At 70.0% G+C, this 19614-nt stretch carries 13 protein-coding genes and 1 pseudogene; 5 read left to right on the top strand and 9 right to left on the bottom strand.

All coding sequences use genetic code 11. From position 1 onward, the window contains the following. Window positions 1-169: 169 nt before the first annotated feature. Entirely contained in the window at window positions 170-2863 is a 2694-nt protein-coding gene (gene mutS / locus Q7P21_RS10645) for a DNA mismatch repair protein MutS (RefSeq protein WP_304177071.1), read from the bottom strand. A 99-nt stretch (window positions 2864-2962) separates the two neighbouring features. Between mutS and Q7P21_RS10640 the strand changes: the two genes are divergently transcribed. Further along, entirely contained in the window at window positions 2963-3502 is a 540-nt protein-coding gene (locus Q7P21_RS10640) for a GNAT family N-acetyltransferase (RefSeq protein ID WP_304177069.1), read from the top strand. On the opposite strand, the gene Q7P21_RS10635 is transcribed toward Q7P21_RS10640, so the two are convergent. The 6 genes from Q7P21_RS10635 to Q7P21_RS10610 form a co-directional block, all read right to left on the bottom strand. Beyond that, window positions 3496-5397 carry a hypothetical protein gene (locus Q7P21_RS10635; protein WP_304168126.1) on the bottom strand — a complete coding sequence of 634 codons (1902 nt, stop codon included), beginning with the start codon at window positions 5395-5397 and terminating at the stop codon, window positions 3496-3498. The genes Q7P21_RS10640 and Q7P21_RS10635 overlap by 7 nt on opposite strands. 136 nt (window positions 5398-5533) lie before the next feature. Beyond that, window positions 5534-6679, bottom strand: a complete 1146-nt coding sequence (gene dnaJ / locus Q7P21_RS10630) for a molecular chaperone DnaJ (RefSeq protein WP_304168129.1) — start codon at window positions 6677-6679, stop codon at window positions 5534-5536. Between the two features lie 147 nt (window positions 6680-6826). Next, a complete protein-coding gene (gene dnaK / locus Q7P21_RS10625) occupies window positions 6827-8725 on the bottom strand; it encodes a molecular chaperone DnaK (RefSeq protein WP_304168132.1) in 1899 nt (632 codons plus the stop codon). A 215-nt stretch (window positions 8726-8940) separates the two neighbouring features. Next, a complete protein-coding gene (locus Q7P21_RS10620; protein ID WP_304177067.1) occupies window positions 8941-9387 on the bottom strand; it encodes a hypothetical protein in 447 nt (148 codons plus the stop codon). Between the two features lie 44 nt (window positions 9388-9431). Next, window positions 9432-9923, bottom strand: coding sequence for a hypothetical protein (locus Q7P21_RS10615; RefSeq protein WP_304168137.1), 492 nt, complete (start codon window positions 9921-9923; stop codon window positions 9432-9434). Continuing rightward, window positions 9924-11837: a methyl-accepting chemotaxis protein gene (locus tag Q7P21_RS10610; protein WP_304168139.1), complete on the bottom strand. Its 1914-nt coding sequence runs from the start codon at window positions 11835-11837 to the stop codon at window positions 9924-9926. It lies immediately after the preceding gene. Between the two features lie 315 nt (window positions 11838-12152). On the opposite strand from Q7P21_RS10610, the gene Q7P21_RS10605 reads away from it, so the two are divergent. Then, window positions 12153-13052, top strand: coding sequence for a dienelactone hydrolase family protein (locus tag Q7P21_RS10605; protein WP_304168141.1), 900 nt, complete (start codon window positions 12153-12155; stop codon window positions 13050-13052). Here the strand turns inward: Q7P21_RS10605 and Q7P21_RS10600 are convergent, their stop codons facing one another. After that, a complete protein-coding gene (locus Q7P21_RS10600) occupies window positions 13053-13469 on the bottom strand; it encodes a hypothetical protein (protein ID WP_304168144.1) in 417 nt (138 codons plus the stop codon). It lies immediately after the preceding gene. Between the two features lie 187 nt (window positions 13470-13656). Here Q7P21_RS10600 and Q7P21_RS10595 point away from each other — a divergent pair, with 187 nt between their 5' ends. After that, a complete protein-coding gene (locus Q7P21_RS10595) occupies window positions 13657-16083 on the top strand; it encodes a DNA translocase FtsK 4TM domain-containing protein (protein ID WP_304177066.1) in 2427 nt (808 codons plus the stop codon). Window positions 16084-16227: 144 nt separating this feature from the next. Further along, a complete protein-coding gene (locus Q7P21_RS10590) occupies window positions 16228-18360 on the top strand; it encodes a PAS domain-containing hybrid sensor histidine kinase/response regulator (protein ID WP_304177064.1) in 2133 nt (710 codons plus the stop codon). A 61-nt stretch (window positions 18361-18421) separates the two neighbouring features. Here the strand turns inward: Q7P21_RS10590 and lpxA are convergent, their stop codons facing one another. Continuing rightward, window positions 18422-19252, bottom strand: coding sequence for an acyl-ACP--UDP-N-acetylglucosamine O-acyltransferase (lpxA, locus tag Q7P21_RS10585; RefSeq protein ID WP_304177062.1), 831 nt, complete (start codon window positions 19250-19252; stop codon window positions 18422-18424). Window positions 19253-19342: 90 nt separating this feature from the next. On the opposite strand from lpxA, the pseudogene Q7P21_RS10580 reads away from it, so the two are divergent. Continuing rightward, window positions 19343-19614: pseudogene (locus Q7P21_RS10580) on the top strand (hypothetical protein); the annotation flags it as partial.

Below are 19614 nucleotides of genomic sequence, written 5' to 3'. Positions count from 1 at the left end.
TCGGCCCGGCCCAGCATCACGTCCTGCCAGTGGGGAGCGAAGAAGGCCCGGTCCAGGTCGGCGCGCGACAGGCCAAGGTCCGCCTCCAGCCGGTCGCTCCAATGGCCGCCGCCGTGCGGGTGGACCAGGACCCCGTCGACATCGACCATCAGCGCCCTCAATCCCATGGTCAGGCCATCAGGCCCTTGAGCCGATAGAGGGCGTCCATCGCCTCGCGCGGGCTCATGCTGTCGGGGTCGAGATCGGAGAGCGCGGTCTCCACCACGCTGGGGCCCCGGCGCTCGGGCGCGGGCGCTGTGGCGGCGAACAGCGGCAGGTCGTCGAGATGGGCCGGGGCGCCGGCCTCGCGCTCCAGCCGCTCCAGCACGTCGCGGGCCCGGGCCACCACCGCCGGCGGCACCCCGGCCAGCTTGGCCACCTGCACGCCATAAGACCGGTCGGCGGGCCCGGGGCCAGCCTCGTGCAGGAAAATCAGGTCGCCGTTCCACTCCTTGGCCCGGAGCGAGAGATTGGCCACATGGGCCAGGCGGCCTTCGAGCACGGCCAGCTCATGATAGTGGGTGGCGAACAGCCCCCGGCAACGATTGGTCTCGTGCAGGGCCTCCGCGCAGGCCCAGGCGATGGCCAGACCGTCATAGGTGGCGGTGCCCCGGCCGATCTCGTCGAGGATCACCAGGGAGCGCGGGGTGGCCTGGGTCAGGATGGCGGCGGTCTCCACCATCTCGGCCATGAAGGTCGAGCGACCCCGGGCCAGATCGTCGCCGGCTCCCACCCGGCTGAACAGGCGGTCGACCACGCCCAGCCGCAGCCGCCGCGCCGGCACATAGCAGCCCGACTGGGCGAGCACGGCCAACAAGGCGTTCTGGCGCAAGAAGGTCGACTTGCCGGCCATGTTGGGGCCGGTGACCAGGGCGAGCCTCGGACCCACGACGCCCGCGCCATCCAGGCGGCAGTCATTGGGGGTGAAGGCGTCGCCGGCCCGCTTGACCGCGGCCTCGACCACGGGGTGGCGCGCACCCTCGGCCTCGAAGGCGGTGGAGCGGTCGATGATCGGCCGTGTGGCGCCCACATCTCCCGCCCATTCGGCCAGGCCCGCCGCCACGTCCAGGCGCGCGGCGCCCTCGGCGGCGGCCTGGATCTCGAAGGCGACCTCACGCGCGGCTTCGCGCCAGGCCTCGAAGGTGGAGAGCTCGATGGCGAGCGCCCGCTCGGCCGCCTGGGCGATCCTGGCGTCGAGCTCGGCCAGCTCCACCGTGGTGAACCGCACCTGGTTGGCCAGGGTCTGGCGGTGAATGAACGTCGCGTTGAGCGGCGCCGCCATCAAGGGCTCGGCCGCCTTGGCGGTGGTCTCGACGAAATAGCCCAGCACGGCGTTGTGGCGGATCTTCAGGGCCACGCCGCTGTCGGCGGCCAGTTGCTGTTCCAGGGCCAGGATCACCCGGCGGCTGTCGTCGCGCAGGGCCCGGGCCTGGTCGAGCTCGACGCGGACGCCGGCGGCCACGAAGCCGCCGTCCCGGGCCTGCAGCGGCAGCTCGGTTCCCAGACCTTCAGCCAACAGGCGGCGGAACTCCGCCAGCCTCGGGTGGCGGGCGGCGTCGAGGCCGGCCACGGCGGTGGTCAGTTCGGCGGGCGGCGGCGGGTCGAGCGCGGCGGGCGCCTCGGCGAACAGGGCGGCGATCGCCTCGCCGGTGGCCAGGCCGTCGCGCAGGCAGCCCAGGTCACGGGGCCCGCCACGTCCCAGCGCCAGGCGCGAGAGGGCGCGGGCCATGTCGCCCAGGCCGCGCAGGGCCTCCCGGAGCCGCTGGCGAGGGCTTCGGTGCTCGACGAACCAGTCGATGGCGTCGAGCCGGGCCTCGATGGCGGCCGGGTCCAGCAGCGGCCGGGCCAGGCGGGCGGCCAGCAGCCGCGCGCCGGAAGCGGTGATGGTGCGGTCGATCGCCCCCAGCAGGGCGCCTTCGCGGGAGCCCGAAAGGCTGCGCTCGATCTCCAGGCTGGCGCGGGTGGCGGGATCAATGGCCATGACATCGGCCTCGCCCGCCCGACGGGGCGCGGTGAGGGCCGGGACGCGGCCGGCCTGGGTGGTCTCCAGATGGGCGGCGATCAGGCCCAGAGCCGAGATCTCGGCGCCGGACAGCGTCCCGAACCCGTCCAGGGTCTCGACCCCATAGAGCCGCTTCAGCCGGGCCTCGGCGGCGGCGGGTTCGGCGAGCGCCTGGGGCAGGGGTTGCACCAGGCCGCCGGCGGCGCGCAGGGCGGCGTTCAGCCCCTCGTCGGCGAACAGGCGGTCGGGGACCAGGATCTCTGAAGGCCCCAGGGCGGCGAGCGCCGAGCCCAGGTTCTCGCGCGCCACCGCCCAGCACTCCACCTCGCCGGTGGAGAGCTCGACACTGGCGACGGCGGCGGAGCCCGCCCGTACGGCCACGGCGACCAGCCGATTGGCGCCGCGCGCGTCCAGCAGGCCGTCCTCGGTGAGCGTGCCCGGCGTCACCACCCGGGTGACATCGCGGCGGACGATGGATTTCGAGCCGCGCTTCCTGGCCTCGGCCGGGTCTTCCATCTGCTCGCAGACCGCGACCTTGAAGCCGGCGCGGATCAGCTTGGCCAGATAGGCCTCGGCGGCGTGGACCGGCACCCCGCACATGGGGATCGGCGCCCCGCCGTGATTGCCCCGGGCGGTGAGGGTGATGCCCAGCGCGGCGGCGGCCTTCTCGGCGTCCTCGAAGAACAGCTCGTAGAAGTCGCCCATGCGGAAGAACACCAGGGCGTCCGGCTGGCGGGCCTTGGCCTCGAAGAACTGGGCCATGACCGGCGTGGCGCCGATGGCTTCAGGGGTCGAGGCGCTGGGGGGGATCTGGGCGTTCATGGGCGACGCACAGGTTAACGGCGCCCGTCGTCCGCGTCAGCCTTGCTCTTGAACCTGGGCGCGCAAACCCCAAGCTTTAGGGACGGGGCGGAGGCGCGCATGGACCAGGACACCATCTCGCATGTGATCTTTCCGACGGGACCGGGCGACGCCCTGGCGCTCGCGCAGACCCACGTGGCCGCCTGGCGGGAGAGCTATCGCGGCCTGATCGCCGACAGCTATCTCGACCGCATGTCGGTCCCGGTCCACGCCCGGCGGTTCGAGCGATCGCTGATCCAGCCCGGTCCGCATGACGCCACCCTGGCTGTGGCCGATCGCGATGGCATCGTCGGCTACGCCTCGGGCGGACCCTCGCGCTCGCGCCGGCCCGGGGAGGCCGAGATCCACACCCTCTATGTCCGGCTCGCCGCCCAGCGCCAGGGCCTCGGCGAGCGCCTGCTGATCGCCATGGCCCGGGTGTTCGCCGACCAGGGGGCGCGGTCGCTGATGATCTCCACCCTGCGCGACAACCTGCCCGCCCGGCGGTTCTACGAACATCTGGGTGGCGAAGCCACGGCCCCCCGCCGCGAGCCGGGTCCCGGCGGGCTGGTGCATGAGGTCAGCTATCTGTGGCCAGACATCGGGGCTTTGGTTCAGTAGCGGGTCACGACCCCCAGCGCCTTGGGCGTCGGGACCACGGCGGCGCCCTTGGCCCGCTTCAGCACCCAGTCGATCAGGGTGTTGGCCACCGCCGAATTCCCCGCATCCCCCGGCCGGCCTTTATCCGGCGTGGAATCGTCGGCCGAGACGAAGTCGGTATGGTGCAGGATGGCGACATTGATCTTGGGATCAAAGGCCACGACCGCCTTGGCCGGATCGGTCTGCCAGGTCCCCGTGCGATTGATCTCGGTATAGTCGCTGACCCCCGGGAACGGATTGCCCGAGACCCCTTGGGTGAATCCCTGGCGGGCCACATAGACCGGGATATTGGCGATGGCGGTCTTGTCGACGTCGAGCTTCACCCCGTCACGGTCGAGCTTCAGCAGCTTGTACTTGCCGACGAAGCCGGCGTCATAATCCCAGCGCTCGGACGGGTACCAGTTGGCCCCGATCATGTCGGCGGCGTCGAGGGTGAGCGTTCCGGCAGTCTTGAAGGCCACCGTGACCGGCTTGATGTTGGAGCGGGCCGGGGCGAAGGCCTGACTGTCCATCCAGGCCTTGGCCTTGCCGGCGTCGATCGCCGAGCCGCCGTTTCCGCCCCCTTCGATCCAGCCATAGACCTTGTTCGGATCGACCATGGCGGCGGAGGGCACGCATTTGGGCGGGGCGCCCATCATCATCCGGGCCGGACCCGGCGGCAGGGGCGCGGGCGGCGTCAGGTCGCACTGGGTTTCGGTTCCAGGGACGGGCTTGAAGTCCAGGACGCCGAGCCCCTCGCCGAGGAACTGCAGCACCGGCATCTGCACCCCGCCGCCGGGGACCGGATCGGTGTCGAAGCTGGTCCCGGCCCGGGCCAGCCAGGTCAGGCGGATCGCCTTGAGGAACTGGTCGCCGGGGGCCTGTTTCATCGCCGAAGTGCGCAGGGGGAAGATCGATTCCGCCCTCGGGTCGGAGAAGGCGTAGTAGATCCCGGTCACCGACTGGCTGGCGGCCGAGGCCGGCCCGGCCACTGCGCCCAGCAGGCCATTGGCGTCGGTATAGACCGCTGCCTTGCCGGCCCGCAGGTCGTCCACATGGGCGAAATAGCCATCGATCTCGGCCGGGGTCGGCTCGCTTTGTGTTCCGGCCGAGGGTCCGCCATCCAGGAAGATCAGGCCCGAGAGCCCGACGATCCCACGCTGGCCATTGGCCTTCATCCGCGCCGCATAGTTGGCGACGAAGCCGCCGCCCTGGCTGTGGCCGGCCAGGAAGATGTTGTGACCACCGGTCTTCTGGCCGATCAGGCCGATGATCGCGTCCACGTCGCCGGCATAGGTCTGGAAGTCCCAGTCGGCCATGAAGGCCAGGTCCTGCTCGGACAGCGGCGTCCACTTGGCCTGGGCGGTGGCGGGGCCGACCTGGGCCGGGGCGCCGGCGATCGCGGAGGGCTTCAGGGCGTCAGCGCCGAGATAGTAGTCCAGGGCGAGCTTCGGGGTCTTCGCCTTGCGCGCCGCCGTCAAGCCTGTGGTGTCGGCCAGGTTCGGCCCGCGCCGTTGCAGCACCCACACCTCCACCCGGCAGGGCTGACCGTCGCAGGTGCGGGCCTGGGCCTTATGCACCAGCTGGCTGGCCAGATAGAGCCAGTGGGCCGGGGTGGAGGCGAAGCCCGGCAGGGCGACGATCACCGCATTGGCGGAACGCGGCGCATCCCCGTCGACGGCGGCGCGCAGACGCAGGAAGCTGGCGGTGTTCAGCGCCTTGGGCGTGCCGGGCGCGGCGTAGCCGGGAATCTGCAGATATTCCGCCGCCACGTCGGGATAGCCGGGAACCAGGCTCTTGGAATAGTCGCCGGCGGTGGCGGAGCCGGCCAGGGCGCAGAGCGCGCTGGCGGCCAGAATGACGGTCTTCAGACCCATGACGTCCTCCCCTGCCGGGCCGTCCACGCGGCCGCGTTGTTCTACGGTCAGACTAGACCTGACCGAGGATTGTTGCAGGGGTTTTTCGAGAGACGGGTATGTTTTCCCGCCCCGGATGGGGACCTAAGGGTGAGGGTCAGTTCCCCGTCACGTCTTCCCAGAAGCGCTTGGCCTTGCCGATGAAGCTGGCCGACTTGGGGTTCTGCTGCTCGCCGCAGAGATCGCCCAGTTCGCGCAACAGCTCCTTCTGGCGGGCGGTCAGCCTGGTGGGCGTCTCGACGAACAGTTCGACCACCAGGTCGCCGCGATCGCGCGAGCGCAGGGACGGCATGCCCTTGCCCTTCAACCGCACGGTGCGGCCGGTCTGGGCGCCCTCGGGCACCTTGACGGTCATCTTGCAATTGCCGTCGCAGTTTTCGCCGCCCATCAGGCAGGGGGCGTCGATCTCGCCGCCCAGGGCCGCCACGGTCATGGGCACGGGAACGGTGCAGAGCAGGTCCAGGCCGTCGCGCTCGAACAGCTCGTGCGGGGAGACGGACAGGAAGATGTAGAGGTCGCCGCGCGGACCGCCCTGGGTCCCGCCGTCGCCTTCGCCGGCCAGGCGGATACGGGCGCCGTCATCAACACCTGCGGGGATGCGGACCTGCAGGGTGCGCTCGCGGCGCACCTGGCCATGGCCGTGGCAATCCTTGCAGGGGTCGAGCACCTGGCGGCCGGACCCGCCGCAGCGGGGACAGGCGCGCTCGATGGAGAAGAAGCCCTGACTGGCGCGCACCCGGCCCGCGCCGCCGCAGGAGCCGCAGACGCTCGGGCTGGTGCCGGGCTTGGCGCCGGAGCCGTCGCAGGTCTCGCAGGTGATCGAGGCCGGGACCACGATCTCGACCTCGGAGCCGGCATAGGCCTGCTCCAGGCTGATCTCCAGGTCGTAGCGCAGGTCCTGGCCCCGGGTCGGGCCGCTGCGGCGCTGACGCGCGCCGAACATGTCGCCGAAGACGTCGCCGAACACCTCCGAGAAGATGTCGTTCACATCGGCGAAGCCCGCGCCCTGGCCGCCCTGGGACCCATTGACCCCGGCATGGCCGAACTGGTCATAGGCCGCCCGCTTCTTGGCGTCGGACAGGATCGAATAGGCTTCGTTGATTTCCTTGAAGCGCCCTTCAGCCTCCTCGCAACCGCCATTGCGGTCGGGATGGTGCTCCATGGCCAGCTTGCGAAAGGCGGACTTCAGCGCGGCTTCGTCGCAGCCACGGGTCACACCCAGGATCTCGTAATAGTCCCGCATGGAAGGTCAGGCGTTCAATTGTTCATGAAAAGGAAGTGGGTGGGCGTAATGCCCCCTGCAAGGCCCGCGCCAGGGCGCGCGGGCTGAGGGCCCCCCGATGGCGGCCGCCTCACACATATGATGCGAAGGGCCGCCATGGGGCGGTCGTCAGGCCGACTTCTTGTCGTCGTCGCCGACTTCCTCGAACTCGGCGTCGACCACGTCGTCGCCGCCCGAGGCTTCCGGCTGGCCGTCGCCGCCTTGCGCGGCCGCGTACATGGCCTCGCCCAGCTTCATCGAGGCCTGGATCAGGGTCTGGGTCTTGGCGGAGATCGCCTCGGCGTCCTCGCCTTCCAGGGCCGACTTCAGATCGGCCAGGGCGGCGTTGATGGCGTCCTGCTCGGGCTGGCCGACCTTGGAGCCATGCTCGGCCATCGCCTTCTCGGTCGAATGGACCACGGTCTCGGCCTGGTTCTTGGCCTCGACCACCGCCTTGCGCTTCTCGTCCTCGGCCTTGTTGGCCTCGGCTTCGCGGACCATCTGCTCGATGTCCGCGTCGGAGAGGCCGCCATTGGCCTGGATGCGGATCGACTGCTCTTTCGAGGTCGCCTTGTCGCGGGCCGAGACGTTGACGATGCCATTGGCGTCGATGTCGAAGGTCACCTCGACCTGCGGCACGCCGCGCGGGGCCGGGGGAATGCCGACCAGGTCGAACTGGCCCAGCATCTTGTTGTCGTGCGCCATAGGACGCTCGCCCTGGAAGACCCGGATGGTCACGGCCGACTGGTTGTCGTCAGCGGTCGAGAAGGTCTGGGAGCGCTTGGTCGGAATGGTGGTGTTGCGCTCGATCAGCGGGGTGAACACCCCGCCCAGGGTCTCGATGCCGAGCGTCAGCGGGGTGACGTCGAGCAGCAGCACGTCCTTGACGTCGCCTTGCAGCACGCCCGCCTGGACCGCGGCGCCGAGCGCCACGACTTCGTCGGGGTTCACGCCGGTGTGCGGTTCACGACCGAAGAAGGCCTTCACCGTCTCCACGACCTTGGGCATGCGGGTCATGCCGCCGACCAGGATCACTTCGTCGATGTCGGACTTCTTCAGGCCCGCGTCCTTCAGGGCCTGTTCGCAGGGGCCGACCGTCTTGGCGATCAGGTCCTCGACCAGGGCTTCCAGCTTGGAGCGGGTGATCTTGATGTTCAGGTGCAGCGGACCCGAGGCGTTCATCGAGATGAAGGGCAGGTTCACCTCGTACTGGGCCGTGAAGGACAGCTCCTTCTTGGCCTTTTCGCCCTCTTCCTTCAGGCGCTGCAGCGCCAGCTTGTCCTTGCGCAGGTCGACCGAGGTCTCCTTGCGGAACTCGTCGGCGAGATAGTCGACAATGCGCATGTCGAAGTCTTCACCGCCGAGGAAGGTGTCGCCATTGGTGGCCTTCACCTCGAACACGCCGTCGCCGATCTCCAGGATCGAGACGTCGAAGGTGCCGCCGCCGAGGTCGTAGACGACGATCTTCTTGCCGTCGTTCTTCTCAAGGCCGTAGGCGAGCGCCGCCGCAGTCGGCTCGTTGATGATGCGCAGGACTTCCAGGCCGGCGATCTTGCCGGCGTCCTTGGTCGCCTGACGCTGGGCGTCGTTGAAATAGGCCGGGACGGTGATGACCGCCTTCTCGACCTTTTCGCCGAGATGCTGCTCGGCGGCTTCCTTCATCTTCTGCAGGATGAAGGCCGAGACCTGCTGGGGGGAATAGTCCTTGCCCTGGGCCTTGACCCAGGCGTCGCCGGTCGGGCCCTTGACGATCTCGTAGGGCACCATGCCCTTGTCCTTCTCGACCAGCGGGTCGGAGGCCGAGCGGCCGATCAGGCGCTTGATCGCGAACAGGGTGTTGGACGGGTTGGTCACCGCCTGGCGCTTGGCGGGCTGGCCGACCAGCCGCTCGCCGTCGTCCAGGAAGGCCACCACGGAGGGGGTCGTACGGGCGCCCTCGGCGTTCTCGATCACTTTCGGCGTCTTGCCGTCCATGATCGCAACGCACGAATTGGTCGTGCCCAGGTCGATGCCGATGATCTTGCTCATGTCGAGTCTCTTACTCGCTCCTTGTTGGCGGACGTCGCCTTGAGGGCCTTGATCACAAGCGCCCCGTTTTTGGTCGTCGTCCCCGGTTCGATTCAGGGTCTCGGGCGGTTAACCCGTGGGGAAACCGCCGTCGAGTCGCGATATGGGATGGCAGGGGCGTCCCGCAAGAGTGTTTGACCCTTGTCAAATCTCCGGACCCCCCGCCAGCGGGGGTTTCAGCTGTCCAGCAGGGCCGCGTAATCCCTGGCGCCATAAGGGGCGGCGGCGCCTCGCGCGGCCAGGAAGGCGTGCTGGACCACCATGGCCTGCTGCTCGATGTTGAGGGCCGAAAAATCTCGCGCGACGGCGAGGTCATAGGCATAGGCGCCCGGCCCATCCCCGGCCCGCAGCTTGGCCCAGGGCAGGAAGACGCCGGAGCGCGCCTGCCAGACATGAACCAGTTCGTGCACGAACACCGCCTGGACCTCCAGCGGGGCCAGGGCGAAGTCCGTCCAGGCCCCTGCCGCCGGCCAGACGATCAGACCCGCGCCAGGCACGAAGGCGCGGGGAAGCCAGGGCGCGGCGAAGAGGCGCAGACCGTTGGGATCGAAGGCGACCCGGGGAACCGACCGGGCCAGGGCGCGCTCGCCGGGCGTCAGGGTCCGCCAGCGGCCGGGTTTCATGAGGCGCGAAGCTTCCATGGCGCCAACCTATCCCGGTTGGCGGCTCAGATCAGGTTCGCGCGGCGCAGAGGGGCGATGACCCGCTCCAGATGGCGGCGATTGGCGCGGATCATCTGGGCCATCTCCGGCCGGCGCATGACCGCCTCGGTGACCATCAGCCGGCGCTCGCCGTCGCGCTGGCAATAGCCCAGCTCGACCAGGCGATTGACGTAGCGCCGGATCGTCTCGCGGGGCATGTTCAGGGAATTGGCCAGGGCCAGGGTGGTGATCGGCCGCCGTCCCGCATCAGACACCACGCCTTCCGCGTCGGCCTGGGGATTGCGCAGGTCAGGGCCCTGATATTCGACGCTGACCCGCGCCAGGGTGAGGAAGATCACCCCCAGCAGGATGTCGCCCTCGAACACCTTGGCCAGCTCGGCGATGGCGCGCAGCAGATAGTCGGCGCTCAGCCGGCCGATATCGCGGTCCACCGCACTGGCGGTGGCCGGGTCACCGGTGTCATCCTCGGCCAGGGCGCGAAGCCGGCGGGTCGGCATCTAGAATTCCTCCCACCCCTCGCTGCGCGGCGCGGCCGCCAGGGCCAGGGCGCCGTGGGTCCGCGCCGGCGCCGCCCGGACGGCAGGCGTCGCCCGGGCCGCTGCGGGCCTGGACAGGACGGCGGCCGGCGAACCGGAGGTGTGGAACCGCGAGATCTGTTCGGCCAGCTCGACCGCGTTGGCGCTCATGGCGTGGGCGGCGGCCGTGGTCTCTTCCACCATGGCCGCGTTCTGCTGGGTCATCTGGTCCATCTGATTGACCGCTATATTGACCTCGGCCAGCCCCGTCGACTGTTCCTGCGAGGACGAGGAGATCGATCCCATCAGCTCGTCGATCCTGGCGACCTGGGCGACGATCGCCCCGAGCGCCTGGCCGGTCTGGCTGACCAGGTCGACCCCGGACTTCACATGGTCGCCGGAGGCCGCGATCAGGCCCTTGATCTCCTTGGCCGCCTCCGCCGAGCGTTGGGCCAGGGCCCGGACCTCGGCGGCCACCACCGCGAAGCCGCGCCCCGCCTCGCCGGCCCGGGCCGCTTCGACCCCGGCGTTCAGGGCCAGCAGGTTGGTCTGGAAGGCGATCTCGTCGATCACCCCGATGATCTGGCTGATCTGGCCCGAGGACTCGGCGATCCGCGACATGGCCGAGACCGCCTGTTCGACCACCTGGCCGGAGCGCTCCGCCCCGCTGCGAGCCTCGGCCACGAACTGGCGGGCCTCCTTGGCGCCAGACGCCGTGCCCTTGACCGTGGCGGTCAGCTCTTCCAGGGCGGCGGCGGTCTCCTCCAGGCTGGCCGCCTGCTGCTCGGTCCGGCGCGACAGGTCGTCGGCGGCGTGGGCGATCTCGGTCGAGCCGGTGCGCACGCCGGAGGTCGCGCCGCCAATGGTGGCCACCACCTCGTCCAGGGCCGCGACGGCGGCGTTGAAGTCGTGGCGCAGGCCCTCGTATTCGGCGGGGAAGGGGTTGTTCAGCCGGCAGGTCAGCTCGCCCTTGGCGACGCTGGACAGGCCATCGGCCAGGGCCGCGACCACCTGGCCGCGCTGTTCGTCGAGGGCGGCGCGCTCGGCCAGGACACGCAGCTCGGCGTCGTGGGCCGCCTTCTCCCGCTCATCCTGCGACTGGCGCAAGGCCCGGCGCTCCAGCACGCCCTCGCGGAACACCGCCACCGACTTGGCCATGTCGCCGACCTCGTCGTCACGCGCGGCATAGGGCGGTTCCTGCTCATAGTCGCCGGCCGCCAGCTGGCTCATATAGCGGGTCATGGCCTCGATCGGCGCGACCACGCGGCCCCGCAGCGCCCGCAGGGCCAGCATCGAGGCGATTCCGATCAGCAGGCCCGCGCCCAGCATCAGCAGGCGGTTGAACCTGATGGCCTTGTCGGCGCGCGCCTCGGAGGCTTTCACAGCGTCGGCCAGCAGCGGGACCATGGCCTCCACCGCGTCGCGCTGGGCGTCATAGGCCTGATCGACCACCGCGCCAGCCGTGGCCAGCGCCGCCTTGTCATTGGCCTGGGCGGCCGGAATGATCTGGGTGTCGACCGCGCTCCAGAACGCCTTGGACGCCTTGTCCGAACGATCGAACAGGATGTCCGCGACCTTGGGGTCGACAGCGCGGGCGCGCCAGAAGGCCATGCGGTCAGCGAAGTCCTTGCGCATGCGGTCGAGCTTCGGCCGTTGTTCGGTCAGGGCGGAGGGGTCGGCCTCGATCTCCATCACGGCCAGATGCGCCTCCACCAGATAGAGCGGCGGCGGCAGGATGTCGGCGGTCAGGTCCTTGGAGTCGGAGATCTGCTGATAGGCGTGGCTGCCGATCCGCACCTGCTCAAGGGCGAACAGCGACACGGCGCAGAGCGCGATGACGCTGAGGATCAGGAAGACGCCGAGGGCGCGGGTGGCGTGGGCGATGCGGAAAGACATTCTGAGCGTGCGTCCGGTCGGTCAGGGGAACGGGGAACGGCGTTTGCTGAACGTCGTATGGATGCACTGCGGGCCTTCGGTCTTAAGAGACCCTTTCGCCGGGGGGAGGGGGCGCCCAAAACGGGCGCCAAAACCTATACTCATTATAGGGGTATTCTATTTTAATGTTGTAATACAATCATCTGTGGGAAGTTCGCCGAACTCGAAACGCCGAGGCGTGGCGTCGTGGCGCATCACTGGAACGGGTATAGCCGCCGGGCTTTGACAGAAATCGGCCATGGCCGCAGAGTCGGGCCAACGCCAGGGAGGCCGGCCATGACCACGCTTACACGCCCCGAAGGGACCCGTTCGGAAGACGTCGCCCTGTCGCGACGGGCCCTGGGTCTGGCGGCGTTCGGCGGCTACGCGGTCTACGCCCTGTCGGCCCAGGCCGAGCCGATCCGCACGGATGACCAGGGGCTGGTCTGCGAGACCGTGCTGCTGCCGGCCGCCGACCGCCAGGTTCCGGCCTATGTCGCCCGCCCCGACGCCAAGGGTCGCTTCCCGGTGGTGATGGTGGTCTGCGAGGTGTTCGGCATCCACGAATATATCCGCGACACCTGCCGCCGCCTGGCCAAGCTCGGCTATGTGGCCATCGCCCCGGACTTTTTCGTCCGCGCCGGCGACCCTTCGACCACCAACGACTTCAATGAAATCCGCCGCATCGTGGCGACGGCCTCCGACGCCCAGGTGACCGGGGACATCGCCGCAGGCCTGAAGTTCCTCAAGGGTCAGAAATACGCCGACCGGGGCCACATGGCGATCACCGGCTTCTGCTGGGGCGGGGCGGTGGCCTGGCTGGCCTGTGAAAGATTCAAGGAGTTCAAGGCCGGCTGCGCCTGGTACGGCCGCCTGTCGCCGCCCAAGCCGACCGAATTCCTGGGTGAAGCCGACCGCAGGTGGCCGCTGCAGCTGGTCGGCGATCTGCACGCCCCGGTGCTGGGCCTCTATGCCGGCAAGGATCAGGGCATCCCGCCGGCCGATATCGAGGCCATGCGCGCGGCGCTGGTCGCGGCGCACAAGAAGGACTGCGAGATCATCGTCTATCCCGACAGCCAGCACGGCTTCCACGCCGACTACCGCACCAGCTACGACCCCGTGGCGGCCAAGGACGGCTGGACGCGGATGCTGGCCCATTTCGCCGCGCACGGGGCGGGCCCCAAACCGCTCAGCTGATCAGTGCGGCGGGTCCTCGCCGGGCGGCGGAGTAATGCCGTCGAGCAGGTCGCCGACCTTGTCCTCCGGCGGGCCGGACGACTTGCCGCCGGGCCTGGGGGCGGGCTTCTCCACCGCGCTCACCTCCGGCTGCGGCGTCAGCTTCGAGGCGTCGGTGACGGCGTCGAGGGGATCGGGCGCGTCCTTCTTGTCATCCGCAGCCTTCTTGTCGGCTGCCGCCGGCCTGGTCACGACCAACGGCTCGCTGGGGGCCAGGGGCGTGGCCTCCATGGCGTCGATCGGCGCGGCGCCGGAGCCCGGCAGGCCTTCGCCGGGCAGGTGGCTCTTGGCCGGCACGCTGATGAAGCCCATGGCGAAGCCGCCAATCGCGCACAGGGCGACGATAACGGCCACGACCTTGCGAACGCCGAGGGGCATGCTCCACATGTCTCGATACCTAGATCGGATCGCGGCGGAGGGGAATCTCGATTCAGACGTCGCCCGCCACTTGGCGGGAATCCGAAGCTCGGCGCTCAGGATGAGCAATCGGTCGCAGCCGAAGTAAACGCCTCTTAACCCTCTGACCCCCATAGATCAGGCTTCCAGAACGGGAGCTTGTAAGCGTATGGCGCGGGCGGCGCGGAAGACGGGTCTGGAGCTTGGTCTTCACATCGCGGGTCTGGCCTGGTCGCACCCCACCACCGCCCGGCTGCGCGGCGGTCTGGTGGCGGCCTCCGGCATCGCGCTCGCCGTGGCGCTGGCGACCTATAACGCCGCCGATCCCAGCCTGAACGCCGCCGCCATGAGCCGTCCGGTCAACGCCCTGGGCGGGGTCGGCGCGACCCTGGCCGATGTCGGCGTGCAGTCGCTCGGCCTGGGCGCTGGCGTCGCCGCCCTGCTGATGGTGATGTTCGGCCTCTATCGCGCGGTGTCGCCGGAGCCGGACCTGACCCGTGGCCACGTCCGCCGCCGCGCCCTGGTCGGCGCCCTGGGCCTGCTGGCCCTGGCCGGCATGCTGGCCGCGCCCCCTGCGCCCCAGGCCTGGCCCTTGGCCCGGGGCCTGGGCGGCTTCTGGGGAGACGGCCTGCTGGGCGCCGTCGCCGCCCTGCTGCATTTCGCCCGCCTGCCCGGCGCCCGCATCATCGCCGCCATGCTGCTGGCCGCCGGCGCCTGCTGGAGCCTGGGCTTCGCCCTGGGCGTCCGCCGCATCGACCTGACCGGAACCCTGGAGTGGATGGCCGAGGCCCTGCGCCGACAGGCCGAGGCGCCCGCCCCCGCGCCGGTCAAGGCGCCCCGCGCCGCCGCGCCGCGCCGCGCCAAGGCCGAACCCGGCATACCGGCCGCCGCCCTCGATCCCGCCCCCGCCCCCATCCCGGCCGCGGTGAACCTTCCCGGCCCCGTCGCCGAGGCTCCCGACGACGAGGACGAAGCCGAGCTCGCCTCCGCCCCGGCCCCGGCCCCCGTGGCCATCCGCCAGCCCAAGTCCGCGCCGAAGGAATCCGGCCGCGAACTGCGCGAGGCCCAGGGCGCCTTCGACTTCGTGCGCCCCTCCGGCGGCTTCGCCCTGCCCGAGCTGGCCATGCTGGCCCGGCCCAAGCCCCGCGCCGCCCAGTTCGACGAGGGCGCCCTGCGCCAGAACGCCCAGCTGCTGGAGAGCGTGCTGGCCGAGTTCGGGGTGCGCGGCCAGATCGACCAGATCCGGCCCGGGCCCGTGGTCACCCTCTATGAGCTGGTCCCCGCCGCGGGTGTGAAGTCGGCCCGGGTGGTGGCGCTGTCCGACGACATCGCCCGCTCCATGTCGGTCGCCGCCTGCCGCGTCGCCGTGGTGCCGGGCCGCAACGCCATCGGCATCGAGTTGCCCAATGCGCGGCGCGAGACCGTCTATCTGCGCGACCTGCTGGCCAGCGCCGAATATGAGAAGGCGAGCCAGGCCCTGCCCATGGCGCTGGGCGAGAATATCGGCGGCGAGCCCTATATCGCCGACCTGTCGAAGATGCCCCACCTGCTGATCGCCGGCACCACCGGCTCGGGCAAGTCGGTGGGGGTCAACGCCATGATCCTGTCGATCCTCTACCGCCTGCCGCCCGAGCAGTGCCGGTTCATCATGATCGACCCGAAGATGCTGGAGCTCAGCGTCTATGACGGCATCCCGCACCTGCTCGCGCCTGTCGTCACCGATCCGAAGAAGGCCATCGTCGCCCTGAAGTGGACCGTCCGCGAGATGGAGGACCGCTATCGGATGATGTCCAAGATCGGGGTGCGCAACGTCGCCTCCTATAACGAGCGCGCCAAGGAGGCCGCCGCCAAGGGCGAGCACTTCGAGCGCACGGTGCAGACCGGCTTCGATGACGCCGGCCGGCCGGTCTATGAGAGCGAGCGGATCGATCCCAAGCCCATGCCCTATCTGGTGGTGGTGATCGACGAGGTCGCCGACCTGATGATGGTGGCCGGCAAGGAGGTCGAAAGCGCCGTGCAACGCCTGGCCCAGATGGCCCGGGCCGCCGGCATCCACCTGGTGATGGCCACGCAGCGGCCGTCGGTGGACGTGATCACCGGCACCATCAAGGCCAATTTCCCGACCCGGATCTCCTTCCAGGTCACCTCCAAGATCGACAGCCGCACCATACTGGGCGAGCAGGGCGCCGAGCAGCTGCTGGGCCAGGGCGACATGCTCTACATGGCCGGCGGCGGCCGCATCACCCGCCTGCACGGCCCCTTCGTCTCCGATGGCGAGGTCGAGGCGGTGGCCAAGTTCCTGCGCGACCAGGGCCAGCCCCAGTACCTTGAAGAGGTCACCGCCGGCGGCGACGAGGACGGCGAGGGCGGCGGCGACGGCGCGGACGGCGAAGGCGGCTCCGGCGACGACCTCTATGACCGCGCCGTGGCCGTGGTCACCCGCGACAAGAAGGCCTCGACCTCCTACGTCCAGCGCCGGCTGCAGATCGGCTACAACCGCGCCGCCTCGCTGATCGAGCGCATGGAGAACGAGGGCGTGGTCAGCCCGGCCAATCACGCCGGCAAACGCGAAGTCCTGGCCGGCCCACCGCCCTAGGTCGCGCCCGCGCCGCTCGGCGCCACCGAGGCGGGAAATCGGCGATAAAACAAGGGGCTAGAGGTCCGCATCCGGTCCGGGCGGTAACTTCACCTCAACCTGACGGCCGTTAAGCATAAGGTCCTTTTGGGGAGGAGCGGCGCCTTGAGGCGATTGCTGGACGACGGGCTCGACGAGCTGGCGGCGCGCAGTCACCAGGGCACGGCCATGCGCCTGGCGATCGGGGTGGCGGTGGCGGTCCTGGCGAGCGGCATGCTGCCGCGCTCGGTCTGTCTGATCTGGCTGGCCTTCCAATTCGGCAACGACCTGTTCAGCTGGTTCGTGACGCGTCGCCAGTTCCTCGGCGGCCGGGCGGGATTTCGCCTGCGGCTGTTGCACATCGCGACCTTGGCGACCGGCTGCCTGATCTGGATGGTGCTGGGGGGCCTGCTCTGGGCCACGGGCGCCCCGGAGGGCGAGATCTGCGCGGCCATACTGTGGCTGTCGGTGATCTTCTTCACCCAGACCAACGCCTATCAGTCGCCGTCCGGCTTCGTGGTCGGCGGCGCCCTGCCGGGGCTCGGCCTGCTGCTCTGGCTCGGTCTGACGCCCAATGTCGGCCACCTGCACATGACCCCGGTGATCGCCCTGTTCGTGATCGCGCTGGCCTTCGCCTCCGACGGGGTGTTCCGGGCCCTGGCCGCGCGGCGTCAGTTCGAGGAAGCCCAGGCCAAGCTGAAGGCCTCCGAGGCGCAGTACCGGGTGCTGGCCGACAATGTCACCGACGTCATCGCCCTGAACGGCCTGGACGGCCGGCGGATCTATCTGTCGCCCTCGATCGAGAAGGCCATGGGCTATTCCCCCGAGGAGCTGTTCCGCACCCAGAACTACACCTTCCTGCATCCCGAGGATCAGGAGTGGGTGCCCAAGGAGCTGTCCAAACTGGCCCAGACCGGCGGCCAGTCCACCCACCGCTACCGCATCGTCCACAAGCTGGGCCACACGGTGTGGGTCGAGACCAATTTTGGAATCATTCCTGGCGAAGGCCCGGACGGCGAGACCATGCTGATCTCGGTGTCGCGCAACATCGACACCCGCATGGAGATGGAGGCCGAGCTGCTGGAGGCGCGGCGCCGGGCCGAGGCCGCCGCCGCCGCCAAGTCCGACTTCCTGGCCAACATGACCCATGAGCTGCGCACGCCGCTCAACGCCATCATCGGCTTCTCCGGCATCCTCGGCGGGTCCAAGCGCCTGGAGCCGGAGGACGCCCGCCACGCCAAGCTGATCCATGACGCCAGCCAAAGCCTGCTGGAGCTGGTCAATGACGTGCTCGACTTCTCCAAGCTGGAGGCCGGCGCCGCCGAGCTGGAGGCCCGGGCCTTCGATCCCGCCGAGACCGCCGCCGCAGTGACCGGCCTGCTGGCTGACCAGGCGACCAACCGGGGCCTGGACATGCGGCTGGACGTGGCGGGCCAGACCCGTCCGCTGATGGGCGACGCGGTGCGCATCCGCCAGGTGGTGATGAACTTCCTGTCCAACGCCATGAAGTTCACCAGCACCGGATCCGTAGGCGTGCGGCTGGAGCAGACGCCGGCCGGCGAGGCCGGGGACCGGCTGCGGGTCGAGGTCACCGACACCGGCATCGGCGTCGCCCCCGACCAGATCGTCCACCTGTTCGACCGCTTCACCCAGGCCGACGCCTCGGTGTCGCGCCGCTATGGCGGCACCGGCCTGGGCCTGGCGATCTGCAAGCGGAATATCGAGCTGATGGGCGGGACCCTGGGGGTCGACAGCCGCCCGGGCGAGGGCTCGACCTTCTGGTTCGAACTGACCCTGCCGCTGGCGACGGGGCCGGTCGCCGACCTCGTCCCGCCGCCCACCGCCCAGGCGCCCGACCGGCCGCTGAAGCTGTTGGTGGTCGAGGACGTGGCGGTCAATCGCGAGCTGATCCAGGCCCTGCTGGCCCCCTTCGACATTGTCATCGAGACCGCCGAGAACGGGGTCCAGGCCGTCGACCGGATGAGCCGCGAGACCTACGACATCGTACTGATGGACGTGCAGATGCCGATCATGGACGGGCTGTCCGCCACCCGCGCCATTCGCGCCCTGCCCCAGGCCAGCGCACGAAACACCCCGATCGTCGCCATGACCGCCAATGTCCTGCCCGAGCAGGTCCAGACCTGCCTGGACGCGGGGATGAACGATCACCTGGGCAAACCCATCAGTCCCGCCGCCCTCCTGGGGGCGTTGTCGCGCTGGGCGCCCCAGGACGAGGACGAGGTCAGCGCGGCGACCTGACAAGCCGCCTCCAGCACGGGCCAGGTCGTGCGCGGCCGGAGACTGCAGCCGGTTGAGGGGGTCAGGCCGCCAAGGCGTGACGGCGGCGCGCGCTGATGACGCCCCGCGCCGCGCTCTCCAGGAAATCCGCGAGCCGCCGGACCTCGGGACTTTCCGGCGACCCCGTGCGGGCGGCGGCGATCCGTTCGGCGAGCGTCCCGCCTCTCAGGAACAAGGCCCGATAGGCCCGTCGCAGGGCCGCGAGCTCGGGATGACCCAGGCCGGCCCGTTTCAGTCCCGTGGTGTTCAATCCCGCCAGCCGGGCGCGATCGCCCTGCACCAGGCAATAGGGCGGGACATCCTGGACGACCATCGCCCCGCCGGCCACGAAGGCGTGGGTCCCGATCCGGCAGGTCTGGTGAACGGCGCACAGGCCGCTGATCCAAGCGAAGTCCTCGACCTGGACGTGGCCGCCCAGGGTCGCGCCGTTGGCCATGCGAATGTCGCTGCCCAGCTGGACGTCGTGGCCGACATGGGCGCCGGTCATCAAGAGATTGCGATCGCCGATCCGGGTCGGCGCTTCCCCCGTCGAAGCGTTCACCGTCACCTGCTCTCGGAACACATTGTCGGCGCCGATCTCCAGCCGTCCGACCTCCCCTGCCCAGCCGTCGCGCTGCGGCCCGGCGCCGATCGAGGCGAACTGCAGGAACCGATTGCCGCGCCCGATCCGGCTGCGCCCCTCGATCACCACGTGAGGTCCGACCACATTGGCCTCCGCCAGCACCACCTCCGCTCCCAGATAGGCGTAGGCCCCGATCCGGCATCCCGGCCCGATCACGGCGCCGGGCTCGATCACGGCGGTGGGGTGAATATCAGAGCTTGGGTCCATGGCCGGAACCCTAGGCTCGGGCATGGGGTCTCCGAACTCAACTTGCGTGTCGGATTCTGTCAGACTGGGCTTTGGCGGGCGACGCGCCTGGAGCCCTGACCGGAGCTGAGAACCGTGACCTTCGACAAGGCCCTGGCCGAACGGCTGCACTGCGTCACCCATGTCTTCGAACCGCCGCTGGGCCGGGGCGAGGGGCCGAGTTTCGCGATCAAGGACCTGATCGATGTCGCCCATGTGGCCACCGGCGGCGGGGGCCGGGTTCCGCTCGACCCCGATCCGGCCCGCCACGCCGCCCCGGTGGAACGGCTGCTGGAGGCGGGATGGCGGGCGGTGGCCAAGACCCACACCGTGGAGCTGGCCTATGGCGGCTGGGGCACGAACCGGGC

Origin of the sequence: Phenylobacterium aquaticum (assembly GCF_947378715.1) — a bacterium.
Classification (GTDB): domain Bacteria; phylum Pseudomonadota; class Alphaproteobacteria; order Caulobacterales; family Caulobacteraceae; genus Phenylobacterium; species Phenylobacterium aquaticum_A.
This window is presented reverse-complemented; position numbering and strand designations above follow the sequence as displayed.